Source organism: Luteolibacter luteus (assembly GCF_012913485.1).
GTDB lineage: Bacteria > Verrucomicrobiota > Verrucomicrobiia > Verrucomicrobiales > Akkermansiaceae > Haloferula > Haloferula lutea.
On the sequence record NZ_CP051774.1, the window covers coordinates 2,599,438 to 2,612,984 of the forward strand.

Below are 13,547 nucleotides of genomic sequence, written 5' to 3' on the forward strand. Positions count from 1 at the left end.
ATCCCATGAATCTCTTCCAGCAGCTTCATCACGACCGCGCGCAGTTCCTCACGCGGCGCCATTTCTTGAGGAATTCCTCGATGAGTCTGGGCGGCCTGTGGTTCGCGACCCAAGGGCACGCGGCCCCCTTGCACAAGGACCCGGCGAATCCCTTGTTGCCCGACCTCGCCCACTTTGCACCTAAGGCCAAGCGGGTGATCTACCTGCACATGGCAGGCGCACCAAGCCAGCTTGAGCTCTTCGATCACAAGCCGGAGCTTTCAAAGTTGGACGGCAAGGAGTGCCCGAAGGAATTCATCGAAGGCAAGCAGTTCGCCTTCATCCAAGGGGTGCCAAAGATGCTCGGCTCCCAGTTTCCCTTCCACCAAGCGGGACAGAGCGGGCAGTGGATCTCCGATCGCATGCCGCACTTCGAGCAGATGATTGACGATGTCTGCTTTATCAAGTCGATGTGGACGGACCAGTTCAACCACGGTCCGGCCCAGTTGCTCCTGCATACCGGAAGCCAGATTCCGGGATCGCCCTCGGCAGGCGCCTGGTCGACCTATGGGCTCGGCTCGGAGAATGCGAACCTGCCAGGCTTCATCGTGCTGACCTCCGGCGGGAAGAATCCGGACGCCGGGAAATCGGTGTGGGGAGCAGGCTATCTTCCCAGTGTATACCAGGGCGTGCAGTGCCGCTCGCAAGGAGAGCCGGTTCTTTACCTCTCGAACCCCGATGGTGTCTCGCAGGCGCTACGCCGCCGCACCCTTGATGCACTCAACAATCTGAACCAACGGGTCTCCACGGAAGTCGGCGACCCGGAAACGGTCACCCGCATCGCCCAGTACGAGATGGCGTTCCGGATGCAAATCCATGCTTCGGACGCCTTCGACCTGAAGAACGAGCCGGAATCCATCCACCAACTCTACGGCACCAAGCCGGGACAGGAATCCTTCGCCAACAACTGCCTTCTGGCCCGCCGCCTCGCCGAGCGCGGGGTCCGCTACATCCAACTCTTCGACTGGGGCTGGGATTCACACGGCACCGACCCGGGCACTGATCTCAAGCAGGGCTTCGTCAGTAAATGCAATGAGATCGACAAGCCGATCGGAGCGCTACTGAAAGACCTCAAGCAACGCGGGTTGCTCGATGAGACCTTGGTCATTTGGAGCGGTGAATTCGGCCGCACCCCGATGCGCGAGAACCGTGGCGGGGTCGAGATGCCCTTCGTCGGCCGCGATCACCACACAGGTGCCTTCACGCTGTGGATGGCCGGCGGCGGTGTGAAACGCGGTTTCTCCTACGGCGAGACGGATCCGGTCGGCTACACGGCCTCGATCAACAAGGTGAGTGCGCACGATTTCCACGCGACCATGTTGACCCTGCTCGGCTACGATCACAAGAAGCTCACCTATCCCTTCCAAGGGCTGGAGCAGCGGCTCTCGAACGTCACCAAACCTTCCCGGGTGGTGAAAGAGGTGATCGCCTAGAAATTCCGCCTCTTTTTCCGGTGCCGCTGTCTGATCTTGGCAGGCGGCGGCAGTGATCCGGTAAGATGCAGGCTTTCATGGATACACCGGCGGAAAATGCCTCGGACGCCGAGCTGCTGGCACGCTTCGCAAGCGCTTCGAGCGAAGCGGCTTTCGCAGAAATCGTACGCCGGCATTCGTCACTAGTCCTCGCGGTAACCCGCCGGAAACTGGGCAATTCGGGTTTCGCGGAGGACGCGGCCCAGCAGGTTTTTATCGCGCTGGCACGTCGGGCAAAGCAGTTCAAGGAAATGCCCTCCCTGCCCGCGTGGTTGCAGAAGGCAGCCGTCTATGAGGCCGCTTCGATCGCCCGCCGTGAAGCGCGGCACCGGCGGAGGAACCTAGATGCTGGAACGGCAGATTCTTCTTCAGGGCCAAGTCGCGGGGAAGCGGATCTCGACCAGGCACTGGCGTCCCTTTCGACCCCGGACCGGCAAATGTTGCTGCTGCACCACTTTGAGAAACTCCGCTACGAACAGATCGCGAAGCATCTGGGCATCAGCGCCGCGGCAGCCCAGCGTCGGGGACATCGGGCTCTGGAACGCCTTGCGAGCCTGCTAAAGCAGCGCAAGGCCGACGAAGCCGCTTGCGCAGCTTGGCTTGCCACCGGACTCGCACCTCTCGATACGAAGGTTCCCGCCGATTTCGTGGGCCAAACCCTCGCCCTCAAGAAACCGGCAACCTTTAGCCTGCCGTGGATCCCCATCGCGGCGGCGCTCATGATCGGAGGTGGAGTGACTGCAGGCACGCTCCTCAAGAATCCCCCTCCGGGCGTCACCGTAGCGACCGCTGCAACGCCACCCATAGCGCCCCGCCCGGAAACAAGGAAGGCCCGGACCTCCGTTCCAGACGAACAGTTGGCCGACGAGTTCCGGGAGTTCATCTCCCGGGCCAAGGCGGACTCGAAGGATGCCTGGGAATGGGTGAAAGCTCGGCCGAACGGCCCCGAGGGCTTTCTCGATAAGGCCGTGCGACACCTCGCCGACCGCGATCTTCCCGCCGCCGAGCGCATGCTGGAGGTAACGGACGGTCAGATCACTCGCTCCAAGGTGATTTGCGGGGTCTTCTACTCGCGTTCGGAGGACAACTTCCAGAACGCAGTCGCTTGGATCGACTCGCTCCCGCTAGCGGACGATCGAAAGGCGGCAACCTATCACGGAGCTGCCGAGTTCATCAATTCCGAGAGGGACCACGACTTCCTCGGTGCTCTTCAGATCGCCCGCACTCCAGAGATCCGGCGCTGGCTAATCGACTCGATTTACTATCAATCTCGTACCTTGGATGAGAACATCATCGAGAAGCTTGCAGGGCAACTCGAAGGAGACGAGCGGCGCTTGGCCCGAGTCTACGTCGCTTCCCTACGTCTCCAGCGGAATGACCCGGGCGGCCTCGACATCCTCGCGGAGATCAAGGCGGGGGACGAAGACATCGCCAATTTCCCCCGGATGGCGGATCTCCGCGAATTCCAGCCGCTCTGCGATTGGATCGTTGCCCAGAAGGACGGGGTGGACCGTTACAGCATCGCATCCAACCTCTGGAAATCGTGGGCCAGCCAAGATGCGGCATCGGCCGCCGCATGGGCGCGGGAAATCAATCGCAAGGGAGGGATCGGCCCCTACGGCATGCAGCTTTCACCGGAAGATCCCGTGACCAAGCGCCTGATGAAGGAGGAGGCACCATGAGACGGCTCGCGCTTCTTCCACTGGCATTTGCGTTGGCGTCCTGCGGCGAAAGGCAGTCCGCCCCCACGGCATCGCGAGCACCAAAACCTTCGAAGGCACCCACAGCCGTCACAGTCGGTTCTTCGGATTCGGGATCGAGATCCTTCATCCTTGATACTCCGAGAATCAAGATTCGCAGAGGCTACCAAGCTGACATCACTGCCCCGATCGAAGAAGCCGAAGCCATTCTCAAGGACATTGAGAGTCTGCCGAAATCAGGCACGCGGGATCATGCCACTGGAACGGTCATCGAGAAAATGGCCGAGACGGATCCCAACCGGGCGCGCGAGATGCTCCAAGGCTGGACAGATGCCCTAGCCCGCGTGTGGGGGGATACCGCCGGGAAAGTGGGAATCGCGCTTGCAAGGACGAACCCCGGCGAGCTGGAGGATTTCATCGGCAATGAGGTTCCAGAGACGATGCGCACCACGGTCTGGAGCCAAGCCTTGAGCCAGCTCCCGCCCACGGAGAGGTTCGCCTATCTGGAGTTGGTTCCCGAGGGCCAGGACAAGATGGGGATGATTGCGGACATGATCGCTGCCTGGCTTCCTCAAGATCCAAAAGCCACGGCTGCTTGGCTGGACCAATTTGCAGGGGGCCGGGAAGCGGATGAGTTGACGCTTTTGACCCAACCAAGGATCTACCTCGACCCAGCTGGCAATCCGATCCCGGCCTCCCGGGCCGGGGATTGGCTCGCGGCGCTGCGCAGCGCAACAACACCGGAGGCCCGGGCATTCCTGGCACGCCAGGTACTGGCGAGTTCGGGGAACGCACCTGATGCGGGGATCTTGGCAGAGCTGGCAAACGCCGATCCCAACATGGCAGGCCTTGCTCGCGACAAAATGATTCAAGCAGATGCCGCGGGTTACGCCGGCAATCTTAGCTCTCAGGAGATAGCGGCTTTGTCCTCCGCGGAGGCTGAAAAAGTGATCGGCGAGTGGGCGAAGAAGCAGCCGCGCCGGGCACTTGATTGGGCGCTGGAGCAAGATCGCCCGGAAGCAGCAACCGCACTAATGGCCCTCTACTATCAGGAGCCGGCGGAATCGATCGCTCTCGTCCCCACCTTGAAGTCCGGAAAGGAGCGCGACGCAGCCATCCGATCCATTTGCGCACTCGAGGCAGCTGGAGGGAAAGCCGAGAGTTCCCGCAGTCTTCTGGCTCTGATTGGCGACCCGCAGCAACGGGAAGCCGTCCGCCAAAATGTTGAGCGGCATTTGGAGAATGCCGGGAAGGCCGGGTCCCACTGAAATCCCGCTTCCTGAAACCGAAAATCCCGCCCGCTGGGAGATGCGGGCGGGATCCAGGGAGGGTTCGGAGGAGCGGCCACCGCCCCTCGGGGAGGAGAGGTTTGGTGAACCGAGAATCCCTTCCCCCGTCAGGTAGGGCAGCGGACTCTAAAAGGGATAATGTAAATACCTCCTCCGAAGGTTTAGAAAAAATCGGAATATTTTCCTAAACTTCATGATCCATTGATAACCAGAGATCAACCTTCGGCACTCAGAGATTCAGGCGGCCCAAGCGAGGGGCGGAGTGGCCGGAGGCGCGATAAAGGATCTGCCGCAAATCCACGAGCAGGGAACGGGCGGCGAGGCTATCGGCGCAGAGGGCACGGACCATGAATGCCCCTGCCAAAAGCGGTCCGTGGCCGAGGTAAATTTTTTCACCGGAAAGGGCATCCAGTTCCTCCGCAGGCCAAGCGGAGGCCGTGATACCGGCGACGTGAACAGTCACGTAGTGAGCGGCGGGAAATTTCTCCCGCATTGCGGTGAGGCTATGGTCGGAAGGATTGAGATTGTAGCGTTCCCGGGCGATCAGTTTTCCACCCACTTCCAAGTCCAACTCCCAGCGGAGGCTTTCGTAGTCAAAGATCTCACCCCGGGCGACTCGGCCGGGGGCGATCCACTCGAAGAAAAAGAGCCCGGCGTCTTCGGCCAATTCGATCTTGGTCTGTTGATGATAGCGGGCGCCGGCCTGCGGGATGAAAGGCTCCGGGATCCACTCCATGAAGGCTCCGGACTCAACCGTCAGGTGCTGGGAGCAGATCGCGGGAGTTTCACCACGGGCGCGGTGGACGCGTGAAGCTCCCGGAGAACTGAGCACCACCCGGCTCCCCTGCCCTGCGTCGACACGGACATCCAGGCGATCGCCATCGAAGAAGCCCGCGGTCGGGTTCACGAGATGGACGACCAGCGCGCCCGATTCCACGTGAGGCTTGCTCAGATGGATGGGCGCGCGGAAGGACTGGCGGGACAAATAGGTGACCCCGTCCGGCCTGAGGTCGCAGCGGAGATCGAGATGACCGCGGATCGTCCGGCCCGTGATTCCTTGGATCTGTGAGATCGGTTCCACGGGCCGTGACGGAAGCGGGTTCAATCAGGCGAGCAAGGCGGCGAGGCGCTTGCACACCTCTTCGACGTTCGCGCGGGAGTTGAAAGCGGAGATGCGGAACCAACCTTCACCCGCGGCACCGAAGCCGGCACCCGGGGTGACAACGACCTGCGCCTCGGCGAGCATCTTGTCGAACATATCCCAAGAGCCGAGGCCGGCCGGGCAGCCGACCCAAACGTAAGGTGCATTCTCACCGCCGAAGACCTTCAGACCGGCATCCTTCGCAGCCTGCACGAGCAACTTGGCATTGCCCATGTAGTGCTCGATGAGGGCCTTTACCTCGGCCTTGCCCTGCTCGGAAAAGACGGCGGCGGCGCCCTTCTGCACGGGATAGCTGGCACCATTGAACTTGGTGCTGTGGCGGCGGCTCCAGAGCTGGTGAAGCGGGATGCGGTTGCCTTGATCGTCCTTGCCGCTGACGGTCTTCGGGATGACGACGTAGGCGCAGCGCACGCCGGTGAAGCCGCCGTTCTTCGAGAAGGAGCGGAACTCGATGGCCACGTCCTTGGCCCCTTCGATCTCGAAGATCGACTTCGGGATGGAAGCGTCCTGCACGAAGGCCTGATAGGCGGCATCGAAGAAGATGATCGTGTCGTTTTCCTTCGCATACTTCACCCAAGCTTCGAGTTGCTCGCGGGTAGCGACGGCACCGGTCGGGTTGTTCGGGAAGCAGAGATAGACGAGGTCCACCTTCTCCTTCGGCAGATCGGCCACGAAGCCATTTTCCGCGGTGCAGGGCAGGTAGACGAGACCACCGTAGGCACCCTTCTCATCGGCATCGCCGGTATTGCCCGCCATCACGTTGGTATCGACGTAGACCGGATAGACCGGATCGGTGATGGCGATCACGTTGCCCTTGCCAAAGATGTCGAGGATGTTGCCGGTATCGCACTTCGAGCCGTCGGAGATGAAGACTTCATCGGCGGAGATCCCAAGGCCGGCGAACTCGTTGTCCACGATCGCCTGGCGAAGGAACTCGTAGCCTTGCTCCGGACCGTAGCCCTTGAAGGTCTCGCGGCTGCCCATTTCGTCGATGGCCTCGTGCATGGCGGCGCGGACGGCAGCGGGCAATGGCTCGGTCACGTCACCGATGCCGCAGCGGATGATGCGCGCGGCCTTGTCCGGATTTTCCTCCGAGAATGCTTTCACCCGGCGGGCGATTTCGGGGAAAAGGTAACCGGCTTTGAGCTTCAGGAAGTTCGAGTTGATCGTGGCCATTGCGGCGGGACGTTTAGCGGGGGGGCGCGGCGGTCGCAAGGACTACATCACGACTGGCCCGGGGTGCGTGGCTCAAGAACCACCTTCAATTGCGAGTGGTCGGAGCGGTGGCGGATCTTCTCGGTAGAGACTGCCTGCCAGAGATTCCCGGTCCAGATCTGGTCCAAGGTGAGCAGCGGAAAACCGTAGGCCCAGGTCTCGCGAAAGCCCCGGCGAGGGCCGTCATTCGCCAGAGTGAGGGTGGGGCGCCAGTGCTGGTACCAGCGGGACTCCGGCGGGGTATTGAAGTCCCCCAGAACGATGACCCGTGGGTCACTGGACGCCGCCGCAAGCACGCCCGCCATGGCCGGGCCGCGAGGCAGGACGGGGCTCGACTCGACATCGACCACGATCACGGTGAGCTCGCCGTGGACCGGCAGGGAGACGCGGATGCGGTAGCACTTATAGCGGTTCCGGATGCCTAGGGATTCGCTGGAGAGAATCTTCCCCCGGACACCAAGCATGGTCCCCGAAAAGCGCTTCCACTCCATGCCCGGGGTGGCGGCGGCGAAGCTCTGCCATGTCTCCCCGGTAAAATCGCCGGTTTCCACCACGGCCATCAAGTCGGTATCGGCAAGGGCAGGCCATGTCTCCGGGTCCGCCTCCAGCGTACGGCCTGCATTGTAGATCGAGGCGCGGAGATCCCCGGCGACCAAAGGCGGCAACTCGTCGCGGCGGAAGGAATGCCAGCCCTCCAGAAACGATACCAGCAGGCAGGTGACCGCCATCAGGCGGAAGCCCCAGTGCCTGAGAACCAGCAGCGCGAAGAGCCCCGCGATCAAGCGCAGCAACCACGGCGTGGCGTAGTAGATCACCGCGGCGAAGATCGTGGTGTCCCTCCCTCTGAAAATGATGCCGGCCCAAGCCAGCAAGAGGCCCGCGATGGCAACGAAACGGATGAGCCTGAGCCAGCGATCCCGCTTCATTTCCCGAGATTGAGGATCTGCTCGAGGATGGAGAGGTAGTCCTCGAAGGCTTTCTTTCCTGCGGCAGTCAGGGTGTAGAGCGTCTGCGGACGGCCATCACCCGTAAGCTTTTCGCCGGAGATGTAGCTCGCCTGCTCCAAGGTGCGGAGGTGGGTGATGAGATTGCCATCGCTCATCTCGAGCTCCGATTTCAGGTCCTGGAAAGGCCACGGATTCACACGGGAAGCCAGCAGCGTCATGATGCCGAGCCGTCCCTTCTCGTGAATGGTCTTATCCAGCTTTGAAAAATCGATCATGCTCCCGGTCGGTCGCGGCGGGTAGTGGTGACGATGGCAGCCCCATAGAGCAAGTGGAAGCCGCCGAAGGTCGCCGCCATCAGGCCGGAGGGACCGAGGCGGATCAATAAATGGTTCATCGACTGGATGAAGGTGCCAGCAGCAAAGGCGATGAGGCCGGTAGTAAGAAAGGCGATCCCGAGCCAGACCATCGATTTCGGAGCAAACTCGCGGATGGCGAGGAGCGCGAGCCCATAGTGTAGCACCCAGAAGGAGGCGGCGAAATATTCAGCTTTCGGATAAGCGGGCTGGCGTCCGCCGTACTTCAGGTAGAGCAGGCCGAGGAATCCTCCGGCGATGAGCGAAGGCAGGGCACCGCGGAGGGCGACTTTCAAGCCATGGGACCAGAAGGGACGCTCGTGGATCTGGGAAAGGCGGTGCAATTGCCAAACAGCGAAGACCATCACGATGCCCAGCCCGGCCAGCCAGACGCTGCCCCATGCCCAACCGACCCGGGACTCGGAGATCCAGCCGGCGGCGAGAGCCATGGCGCCACCCAGCAAAGCAGCTTCTCCGGAGAGCGCGCGGAAGATCGTCGCGCGCTCCATCATCGTACGGATCACCCGTAACTGTTCTGCTGCGTCCTGATGGGTTGTCATGGCCACTGCTTTGCCATGCAAAGTTGTGAGTTCCAAGCGGGAAATTTGCTAGATATCATGTTCGCCGGAATGAGCGTCAGCCCGGGAGAATCGCGGCCTGTTCCGCCTGTTATAACAGGGAAAATAACAGGCGGGAAAGAAGGCGGACATCGAGCTTCGAACTTCCAACATTGAATGTCGAAGTGGGGAGCCGGGGCGGAGCGGAACGGCAGGTAGAAAACATCTCGACGGGAAGTGTCCCAGATGTGGCGAATGGATTTCTACTGCCAGTGGAGGAAGCTTCGGGAGCCGGGGGCATGCACCGATGATGACCCGGCACGCGAAGCCCAAGGGCGGACCGTGCCGGAAGTTTCCCCGGCGAGTGCGCCCGCCCCCACCTTAGACAAGGCCGTCTTTCCGGGCCTGCTTCCAGTAGGCGTATTCGGAGCGGTTGAAGTCGATGTACTCCGGAGAGAGATCGCTGGAGTACATCACATACTCGGCGTCTCCCTGGTTGAGATTGATCTCGATCTTGAACTCCGGCTTGGCGGCGATTTCGCGAAGCTCGTCCATGGCGGTGGGAGCCTGGAGGCCGCCGAGGCAGGCGGCTTTGCCATCGTAGGAAATGTCCACGAGTTCCTCGCGGATGCGGGCGCGGGAGTAGCCGACAGCGTGAAGGACGCGGCCCCAGTTCGGATCGCCTCCATTCCATGAGGACTTCACCAGCGCGGACTTGCAGACGGCTTCCGCCACCTGCTTGGCATCGAGGTAGGTGCGGGCACCCTTCACCTCCACGGTGACGAACTTGGTGACGCGCTCGCCATCGCGGACGACGGCTTGGGCGAGTTCCAGCATGACCCAGCGCAGGGCTTCGCGGAATTGCTTGCAGAGGGCGCTGCCACGGCGGATCGGCGGCATGCCGGAGCGGCCATTGGCGAGGACGAGCACGGTGTCATTGGTGCTCATGTCGCCATCGATGGTGATGCGGTTGAAGCTTTCGTCCACGCCTTCGAGCACGGCCTTGCGCAGGGCCTCGCGCGGGACATTCGCATCCGTGGTGATGAAGCAAAGCATGGTGGCCATGCTGGGAGAAATCATGCCGGCCCCCTTCACACAGCCGCCGATGCGGACGCGGTGGCCGCCGAGATCGAACGAGATGGCGACTTCCTTGTGATGGGTATCGCTGGTGATGATCGCCTTCGCGACTTCTGTTCCGCGGCCACTACCCAGGCCCTCCACGAGATCATCGAATCGAGGCTCCACGCGGACCATGGGCATCGGCAGGCCGATGACGCCGGTGGAACAAACCCCGACCTCACCGCGCTTCAGGCCGAGCGGCTTTGCCACGCCATCGCACATCAGCTTCGCGTCCTGGATGCCTTGCACACCGGTGCAGGCATTCGCATTGCCGCTATTCGCTACGATCGCGCGCAGGTCACCCTTGCGCAGATGAGCTTGGGAAAGCTTTACGGGTGCGGCTTTCACGCGGTTGATCGTGAAGGTGCCGGCGGAAGTGCAAGGGCTCTCCGAGTAGATCAATGCAAGATCGAGCCGCTGGACGGCAGGATTCTTGATCCCACAGGAAATGGCAGAACATTGGAATCCACGGGGCGCACCAACGCCTCCTTTGATCCGGGTCACGGGGAAGTCCATAGCAGGGTTTGCAAGGGTGGGGCGGCGACGCTGAACCATTCTCACGCGGTTTGCAATCCGGCTGTCTGCGGCAGGCCGAAGATGATGTTGAATGACTGCACGGCCTGGGAACCGGCACCCTTGCCGAGGTTATCCTCAGCGCTGGTTAGGATAACCCGCCCGGTCCGTGAGTCATGGTGCCAGCCGATGTCGATGAAGTTGGTGCGGGTGACATTTTTCGTATCGGCGCAGCCGCCTTTCCCAAGCAAGCGGACAAAAGGCGCCTCCGAGTAGGCAGCCTCCAAGGCCTCGCCGACCTTTGCCGCATCCACACCCCCACGGAGCTTCGCGGTGATGGTGGTAGCGATCCCTGCATTCACCGGGATGAGGTGGGGGATGAAGGTGATCGTGACTTTTTCTCCCGCGGCAAGCGACAGCTCCTGTTCGATCTCCGAGAGGTGCCGGTGCTTCGGGATGCCATAGGCGCGGACGCTTTCGTTGCACTCCACGAAGAGGAGGGAAATGTCCGCCTTCCGACCGGCACCGCTGACGCCACTCAGGGAATTCGCGACGATGGTCTCGGGATCGATGAGTCCGGCCTTCAGCAGCGGCACCAGCGGCAAGATGATGCTGGTGGGGTAGCAGCCAGGCGAGGCGATCAGCCGCGCCGCCTTGATGGCATCTTCACGAACTTCCGGGAGGCCGTAAACAGCCTCGTCCAACAACGCGGGTGCGGGATGGGCGTGGCCGTAGAATTCTTCATAGATGGCGGCATCGCTGAGGCGGAAGTCGGCGCTCAGGTCGATGACCTTCAGGCCGCGCTCCAAAAGAGCGGTGGCGATTTCCGCAGCGACCCCGTGAGGCAACGCGAGGAAGGCAGCCTGAGCCCCTGTGGCGGCGATGGCATCCGGATCCGGCTCAATGAAAGGGAGCTCGGCCCCGGGCAACTTTCGGAAGCGCGGGAAAACGGCAGAGAGCGGCTTTCCGGCTTCTTGCCGGGAGGTAGCCGCCACGAGTTCGACCTGGGGATGGACCAGCAGCAGGCGCAGGAGTTCCTGTCCCGTGTATCCACTGGCTCCGACGATCGCGGTCTTGATCCGTTCCATGGCGGGCGGAAAATGCACGATTTTCAGGGCTTGCCAACCGGGATTTGCCCTGATTGTCTGCCCGCCCGTCGCCGACGAGGTAAACGGGCTGTAGCGCAGTCTGGTAGCGCACCTGCCTGGGGGGTAGGGGGTCGTGGGTTCGAATCCCGCCAGCCCGACCATCAACTCAAAGAGTTCGATGGCCGTTTACTAAGTTCAGCCGTCTGCGAACAGCGCAGTGCCTACTGGCCAGGAGGCATCCGGAATCCAGCAGCGTGCACGGCCATCATGCAATTTGCGGTAGCTATCTTTGGTTTTTCGGAGCCGCTTCCTTGAGAGGACGAGCGTGGAGCCGAGGGTTCGTTTTGGCGCGATTTCAGCATCAGAATCGGGATGGCCACACCCCATGGAAAGACGGCCGAACTCATCGGCGGCCCCGAAGACGGACTCGAAGTCGAACCCGAGCTGCTAGCGGCTTCAGGCCTGAAGCTCAACATCGAGGGACATGAGATCCCGGTGATATTCAGCTCCACCGGCTCCTTGGATTTCGAACCGGGCGACGAAGTGGAGATCGTTTTCATGGGCGTGTATACCCGCGAGCCCGGCCCGGGCCCGGCGCACTACCGCTGGGTGCCGGCAGACCGGTCCTGACGAAAGCTTTCGTCTGGCCCTGAGAGGAGCGGCCGCTAGCCTGAGCGGCGATGTCCGGTCCGGAATCCCTAGAGCAGATCTTGGAAGATGCGCGGCGCGAGCGCCCGGCGGCGCTGCCCCGCGGATTCTCGGCGGAAGTGATGGAACGCATCTCCCGGCAAGCCGCGGAGAGGCCGCGGCCTTCGCCCGGCGCGCTCGACTATGCGGTGATCGGGATGGCAGCAGTGATTGTCGCGGGACTCGTCAGCCTGCTGGTGGTCCCGTCGAACGACTCGTCCGGGCCGCCGCGGCTCGCGGTCTTTGGCACCGAGGGAAACAGCTCGCCCTTCGCGACGCCATGAATCCTTGGACGGCCCGGCTTCTATGGGCACTCGCCACGGTGACCTTGGCGGCAACGACGGCGGTCTTCGTGTCCCACTCGATGCAGGGCAAGCGCGCTCCCGCAGCGGGTACATCGGAGGATGACTTCCACCGCTGGATGCACGAACAACTGCAGATCACGCCGGCACAGCATGAGGCCCTGGCATCCGCGGAAGAGGCCTATGAAAAAGAACGCGAGCAGCTGCGCGGCGAGCTCACCGAAGCTGGCAAGCAACTGGCGGACGCGGTGCGACAAGGAAAAGCGGGATCGCCGGAAATCGAGGCGGCGCTCCAGCGACTGAATGCCGCCCAAGCCAAGCTACAGCGGGCGACGCTCACCCATTTCTTCGCGATGAAGGATCACCTCGATCCGGGGCAGGCCGAAAAGCTCCTGCAGTGGACCCATGACAGCATTCTCCCCAAGTAGCTTCGAGGGGATTCCCCGCGGGGCTTCCCTGCCCCCGGGAGTGACCGCAGACGAGGTGGCGGAGATCGCGATGATCGCGTCCGCGCAAAATGGATGCCCCGATTCCTTCCGGCAGCTGGTGGAGCGGTACCAGCAGAGGATCTACCATTTCTGCTTTCACTACCTGCGCGATGCCGGGGATGCGCGGGAGGCATGTCAGGACGCCTTCATTCGCGCTCATCGGGCACTGCCGAAGTATCGGCCGAAGGCCCGCTTCAGCACTTGGCTGTTCCAGATCGCACTGAATCTGTGCCGCGACCGTGTGCGGGCATCATCCCCGGGTCGTGCGACCGAGGCGCTGGGCGAGCATGCACTGGAATTCCCCTGCCCTGCCGCGACTCCGGATGAGGCGGCGATGCGGGATACGGATCTGGCGAAGCTGGATCGCGGGCTGGCGGCCCTAGCGGAAGAGCATCGGAGCGTGCTGGTCCTTTCTTGTCTGGAGGGCCTGAGCCACAGCGAGTGCGCTGAGATTCTCAAGTGCTCCGAGCGTGCGGTGGAAGGGCGGCTCTACCGAGCGCGGCAACGGCTCGCGGAATGGTGGGAGCGGGAAGAATGAAAGGGTGATTCGGTTAGGCTGGAATCGGAGGGAGCCTCCAGAACCCCTTCGGGTTTTCAGAGAGATCTTCGCGAGCGA

General features: G+C 62.2%; 14 protein-coding genes and 1 tRNA gene. 8 read left to right on the forward strand and 7 right to left on the reverse strand.

Annotation, left to right across the window (positions count from 1 at the left end; genetic code table 11):
• Window positions 1-5 precede the first annotated feature (5 nt).
• From HHL09_RS10960 to HHL09_RS10970, 3 genes are all read left to right on the forward strand, one after another.
• Window positions 6-1,472, forward strand: coding sequence for a DUF1501 domain-containing protein (locus HHL09_RS10960; protein ID WP_169454683.1), 1,467 nt, complete (start codon window positions 6-8; stop codon window positions 1,470-1,472).
• 77 nt (window positions 1,473-1,549) lie between these two features.
• Window positions 1,550-3,193: an RNA polymerase sigma factor gene (locus HHL09_RS10965; protein ID WP_169454684.1), complete on the forward strand. Its 1,644-nt coding sequence runs from the start codon at window positions 1,550-1,552 to the stop codon at window positions 3,191-3,193.
• A gap of 296 nt (window positions 3,194-3,489) precedes the next feature.
• A complete protein-coding gene (locus tag HHL09_RS10970) occupies window positions 3,490-4,479 on the forward strand; it encodes a hypothetical protein (RefSeq protein ID WP_169454685.1) in 990 nt (329 codons plus the stop codon).
• Window positions 4,480-4,729: 250 nt separating this feature from the next.
• On the opposite strand, the gene HHL09_RS10975 is transcribed toward HHL09_RS10970, so the two are convergent.
• The 7 genes from HHL09_RS10975 to argC form a co-directional block, all read right to left on the reverse strand.
• Window positions 4,730-5,581: an urease accessory protein UreD gene (locus HHL09_RS10975; RefSeq protein ID WP_169454686.1), complete on the reverse strand. Its 852-nt coding sequence runs from the start codon at window positions 5,579-5,581 to the stop codon at window positions 4,730-4,732.
• A 24-nt stretch (window positions 5,582-5,605) separates the two neighbouring features.
• Window positions 5,606-6,838 (reverse strand): LL-diaminopimelate aminotransferase, encoded by a 1,233-nt coding sequence (locus HHL09_RS10980; protein WP_169454687.1) that lies wholly within the window; start codon window positions 6,836-6,838, stop codon window positions 5,606-5,608.
• A 47-nt stretch (window positions 6,839-6,885) separates the two neighbouring features.
• Entirely contained in the window at window positions 6,886-7,803 is a 918-nt protein-coding gene (locus HHL09_RS10985) for an endonuclease/exonuclease/phosphatase family protein (protein ID WP_169454688.1), read from the reverse strand.
• On the reverse strand, window positions 7,800-8,099 hold the full coding sequence (locus tag HHL09_RS10990; RefSeq protein WP_169454689.1) for a transcriptional regulator: 300 nt from the start codon (window positions 8,097-8,099) through the stop codon (window positions 7,800-7,802). Before HHL09_RS10990 ends, HHL09_RS10985 begins: the two co-directional genes overlap by 4 nt.
• A complete protein-coding gene (locus tag HHL09_RS10995; RefSeq protein ID WP_169454690.1) occupies window positions 8,096-8,737 on the reverse strand; it encodes a hypothetical protein in 642 nt (213 codons plus the stop codon). The genes HHL09_RS10990 and HHL09_RS10995 overlap by 4 nt, the downstream gene beginning before the upstream one ends.
• A 378-nt stretch (window positions 8,738-9,115) precedes the next feature.
• Window positions 9,116-10,357, reverse strand: coding sequence for a bifunctional glutamate N-acetyltransferase/amino-acid acetyltransferase ArgJ (gene argJ / locus HHL09_RS11000; protein ID WP_240963769.1), 1,242 nt, complete (start codon window positions 10,355-10,357; stop codon window positions 9,116-9,118).
• A 53-nt stretch (window positions 10,358-10,410) separates the two neighbouring features.
• The gene (gene argC / locus HHL09_RS11005; protein WP_169454692.1) at window positions 10,411-11,454 is read right to left on the reverse strand and encodes an N-acetyl-gamma-glutamyl-phosphate reductase; all 1,044 of its coding nucleotides are present in this window, start codon (window positions 11,452-11,454) and stop codon (window positions 10,411-10,413) included.
• A gap of 84 nt (window positions 11,455-11,538) precedes the next feature.
• On the opposite strand from argC, the gene HHL09_RS11010 reads away from it, so the two are divergent.
• From HHL09_RS11010 to HHL09_RS11030, 5 genes are all read left to right on the forward strand, one after another.
• Window positions 11,539-11,615, forward strand: a tRNA-Pro gene (locus HHL09_RS11010).
• Window positions 11,616-11,826: 211 nt separating this feature from the next.
• On the forward strand, window positions 11,827-12,084 hold the full coding sequence (locus HHL09_RS11015) for a hypothetical protein (protein ID WP_169454693.1): 258 nt from the start codon (window positions 11,827-11,829) through the stop codon (window positions 12,082-12,084).
• 50 nt (window positions 12,085-12,134) lie between these two features.
• A complete protein-coding gene (locus HHL09_RS11020) occupies window positions 12,135-12,425 on the forward strand; it encodes a hypothetical protein (protein ID WP_169454694.1) in 291 nt (96 codons plus the stop codon).
• On the forward strand, window positions 12,422-12,871 hold the full coding sequence (locus HHL09_RS11025) for a periplasmic heavy metal sensor (protein ID WP_169454695.1): 450 nt from the start codon (window positions 12,422-12,424) through the stop codon (window positions 12,869-12,871). Before HHL09_RS11020 ends, HHL09_RS11025 begins: the two co-directional genes overlap by 4 nt.
• A complete protein-coding gene (locus HHL09_RS11030; protein ID WP_169454696.1) occupies window positions 12,849-13,469 on the forward strand; it encodes an RNA polymerase sigma factor in 621 nt (206 codons plus the stop codon). Before HHL09_RS11025 ends, HHL09_RS11030 begins: the two co-directional genes overlap by 23 nt.
• The last annotated feature ends 78 nt before the right edge of the window (window positions 13,470-13,547 follow it).